At 34.3% G+C, this 4,345-nt stretch carries 5 protein-coding genes; all 5 read right to left on the reverse strand.

Annotated features, from left to right (window positions below):
- Positions 1-192: 192 nt before the first annotated feature.
- Entirely contained in the window at positions 193-1,506 is a 1,314-nt protein-coding gene (gene murA, locus AC4AGG_RS15415; RefSeq protein WP_489772907.1) for a UDP-N-acetylglucosamine 1-carboxyvinyltransferase, read from the reverse strand.
- Entirely contained in the window at positions 1,506-2,159 is a 654-nt protein-coding gene (locus AC4AGG_RS15420) for a DUF4290 domain-containing protein (RefSeq protein ID WP_489772908.1), read from the reverse strand. Before AC4AGG_RS15420 ends, murA begins: the two co-directional genes overlap by 1 nt.
- 132 nt (positions 2,160-2,291) lie before the next feature.
- Entirely contained in the window at positions 2,292-2,699 is a 408-nt protein-coding gene (locus tag AC4AGG_RS15425) for a thiol-disulfide oxidoreductase DCC family protein (protein WP_489772909.1), read from the reverse strand.
- A 23-nt stretch (positions 2,700-2,722) separates the two neighbouring features.
- A complete protein-coding gene (locus tag AC4AGG_RS15430) occupies positions 2,723-3,214 on the reverse strand; it encodes a heme-binding domain-containing protein (protein ID WP_489772910.1) in 492 nt (163 codons plus the stop codon).
- A gap of 143 nt (positions 3,215-3,357) precedes the next feature.
- Positions 3,358-3,939, reverse strand: coding sequence for a hypothetical protein (locus tag AC4AGG_RS15435; protein ID WP_489772911.1), 582 nt, complete (start codon positions 3,937-3,939; stop codon positions 3,358-3,360).
- Between the last annotated feature and the right edge of the window lie 406 nt (positions 3,940-4,345).

Raw genomic sequence — 4,345 nt, forward strand, 5'->3', positions numbered from 1 at the left:
CATATCGAGAAAGTGAGGGTTTTGGTTGAGGTACTTTTTTATCAGGAAATAATTCAAACAGAAAGGGGCTTCAATCAATTTTTTTAATTTCTAAGTCAGTCAATATTCATTCAAAATAAATCTCCCAACTCAATCTTCGAAATCTAATTTCTTTACTGAGTTGGGAGATTTTATATTTTTAAATGCTTTAGCTTAAATGCTGATTCTTTCGATGTCAGCTCCAATCGCTTTAAGTCGACCGTCGATATTTTCGTAACCACGGTCAATTTGCTCGATGTTATGGATGATTGATTTCCCTTCTGCTGAAAGTGCAGCAATCAAAAGGGAGTTTCCAGCTCTAATATCTGGTGATGTCATCGTAGTTCCTCGAAGTGGAAACTCCTGATTAAGTCCAACAACCGTCGCTCTGTGCGGATCACAAAGGATAATTTGGGCACCCATGTCAATCAATTTATCAACGAAGAACAATCTTGATTCAAACATTTTTTGATGAATAAGTACCGTACCTTTCGCTTGCGTCGCAACCACTAAAACAATGGAAAGCAAATCAGGTGTAAATCCTGGCCAAGGCGCATCCGAAACGGTAAGAATCGAACCATCAATAAATTTCTGGATTTTATAATGTTCTTGAGCAGGAATGTAGATGTCTTCTCCACTTCTTTCTAATTGAATTCCCAATTTTCGAAAAACATCAGGGATAATTCCTAATTGATTATAGTGGACGTTTTTGATGGTGATTTCTGACTTGGTCATCGCAGCTAATCCAATCCAAGAACCGATTTCTACCATATCAGGAAGCATCGTGTGTTCCGTTCCTCGAAGATGATTAACGCCTTCAATCGTCAATAAGTTGGAACCAATACCACTGATCTGCGCACCCATTCTATTGAGCATTTTGCATAACTGTTGCAGATAAGGTTCGCAAGCAGCATTGTAAATTCTGGTTTTACCTTTCGCTAAAACAGCAGCCATTATAATGTTAGCCGTTCCAGTTACTGAAGCTTCTTCAAGAAGAATGAATTTTCCGTGAAGTTCTTTTGCTTTCAGTGTGTAAAATGATTCCTCTTCATCAAATTTGAATTCGGCTCCAAGTTCAACAAATCCTTGGAAGTGAGTATCAAGACGTCTTCTTCCAATTTTGTCACCACCCGGTGTTGGCATGTAAGCTTCTCCAAAACGAGCCAACATAGGACCAAGAAGCATAATAGAACCTCTTAATCGTGCTCCATTTTTTTTGAATTCTTTAGATTTAATATATTCAAAATTGATTTCATCTGCTTTGAAGGTATAATCTCCATGTCCATTTTTCGTGATTTTAACACCGAAATCACCCAAAATTTCGATAAGACGATTAACGTCATGGATATCAGGAATATTCTTGATTCTAACTTCTTCGTCAGTCAATAATATCGCACATAGAATTTGTAATGCTTCATTCTTAGCTCCTTGCGGAGTAATTTCTCCATGCAACTGTTTTCCTCCTCTAATCTGAAAAGCTCCGCTCATTATTTTCTCTTTTTGTGATTGTTATTGTGTTTGCGTCTGTTATTGTTGTTATTATTGTTGTTGTTTTGATTCTTATTTCTACCATTTCTATTGTTGTTACTAGAATGGTAAATTTTACTTTTTTCCAGAGAATCAATATTGGTAAGATCCAATCTGTTTTCCGAAAGCTCCTTCAGGTGACGAAATATCACATCATCCGTAACATGTTCTTTGTTGTAGATGTTATAGGATTTTTTCATATTATTCGCAATTACTTCGATCAAAGCGTCTTTTTCGTCTCCTTCTACTGCTTCGATAGCTTTTTCGATTAACTGCAAAATACTTTTACCATAGAATTTGAAATCTCCCTGAAGTTTTGGATATTCCATTCTTGCAGGTTTTTGTTGTAGATCTTCTTCGGAAGGAATTGGATACGGAGAATCAACGTCCAAATTATAATCTGCTAAAATAAAGAGGTGATCCCAAAGTTTGTGTGCATAATCTTCTTCGTCCCTTAGCTGCGGGTTTCTTTGGCCCATAAAATCAACGATAGCAAAAGCCATTTCGTTTCTTTTTTCTCGATCTTCAATCTCTTTGCAACGTTCCACTAATTGCTGAATAATTCGGCCGTATTCGGGTAATATGAGTTGGGTTCTATCTGTATTATATTCCATAAGTGCAAATATAGAATTTTTGATTGGAGTAGTTAGAGGAAGTCACAAGTTTTTAGGATATTGATTAGAGGTGTCAATATCGTTTTATAGCTGAAAATCAATGAGAAGTCTATTTTAATTCAATAAAGAGGCTTATTCAATGAATTTTTTTCGTTCTAATTCCGTTGGAAGCAAACAGTTGGATGCTGCAATTTTTTTTCGATTTTTTGCAATCTGATCGTAAATGATATTCGAAATAAAAGTGGGAAAAAAATTAAATCGAGCTAAAATTGAATATTTTCCTCCCAAAATTTTGGCAATTACAGAAATAGCTTCGGACTTAGTTAGATAGAATTCCGAAGGTTTCCAAAGGTATAAACTATTGAATTGCTTTTGATCTAAATCTCGGTCTTTTAAAAACTGTTGAGCAAATTGAGACTGCAAGGAGGAAAACAAGAATTTGTCCTTTTTATCATTCTTGAGAATCCATTGTACCCAGTGATTACAAAATCCACAGTCACCATCATAGAAGATGTAATATTTGCTTTCGTCAATATCCATTTTAGATCAATAGTTCTAATCGATTATTCTTCCGTTTCTGCTGCAGGTTCGCCAGTGTTAGGTGAGGATGTATTGGTTGCCGTTTCAATTTCTTTGAAATAGTCGATGAGCATTTTTCTGTCCGCATCTGTTAGTTTTGCTTCTGGATGCATCATTACAAAGGATTCCATTGGCATTTCTCCCTTCTCAATCATTTCTACACATTCTTCCATCTTATGAGCTTGCTTTTTGGTTTCATAGGTTGCAAATTCAGAAAAGTTAAGATGTTTTCTTCCTTCTTTGATATGACTTTTAATAAACCAAGCAAAAGGCTGAACGTTGGTATACCAAGGATATTGAGTCTCGTTAGAATGGCAATCGTAACATGCGTCTTTGATCTTGGTAGCAATGTTTTCTGGTGTGTTTTTAATTGTTAAGAAATCAATTTCTTGGTTAACAGGTGGATTTGTTTTTTCTATTTGAAAGAACTGCATAATGATGAGTGCAACAAAAAGCACAATGAAGAATTTTTTCATGGTTTAAAAGATTTAATAATTGGTGATGTGAATTTACGAAAAATCTCAATAATTGAGAACTCAGTATTCCAATTCTAAATTAGAGCAAATAAAAAATCTGTCCAAAGACTCGGACAGATTTTTATTTCTATTGTTAAGGAAAATTATTTCTCCTCGTTAATAATTTGTTTTGCTTTACTTGAAGGGAAATAAATTTGGAAACCTAGACCAAATGTGATTCTATGAGTGTATCCTCCATTTCCAAAACCTGCGTTGGCGTCATATTTAAGTAATCCTTCTAAACCAATATTTTTGGTCAAGAAATAAGCGTAACCAGGTCCTGCTCCAAAATTAAGCCCATTAGATGAAGCCCCACCTTTTGAAATTGTAGTTCCTCCGATTCCGACATTACCTTCTAGAAACCATCTACCATGTTTTAGTAAATTGTCAACTCCTTTTTCGTCTGGATTTAGGTAATATCTTCCTAAAGCACCAACGTTGTAAATAAAAGTTGTTGAAGCATCTTTAGCACCACTGAATCCAAGATTCACATAACCACCAACAGCTACGTTGTTTTTGATGAAGTAAGCAGCTTTTGGCTGAAGAGAAAAATTGTATCCAGCACCCTCATTAAGGCCGAATTCTGCACCTAAAATATCTCCACCTACCATCCAGTTACCTTTTTGGATTTGTGCATTTGATAAACCAAATAGTGCAATAGCACTCGCAATTAATAATTTTTTCATGTCTAATGTTTTTTTTATTGATAAATAGTGGTGCAAAGATATGTTTTTTTATAAAAATGAAAATTTTCAAGTTGTTTTTATGGATTTTTTTAAGCCGAAAACATACTATAAAATATGAGGTGTTAAATTCAGTTAAATTATTTTGATGGTAATTTCTAATGCGTTTTTTATCTGAAACTCTTTTCTATATTGAGTTTGTTAAGAAATTTCCGATCATCTTGTAGTTTGGAAAATACTTGAGATTGATTGTAGTATGAAATTTATCATATTTACAAATTCATGACCATCGAATTGGATATTTTGTGAATATTAGTAGAAGATACTTTCGTAATATCTTGCCAAATAATGTGCTTCGAAGTATAAAATTGTAAGCCTAATCAGTGAAATCAATATAATTTGTATAAAC

This window comes from Chryseobacterium sp. CG10_8, from assembly GCF_058117085.1.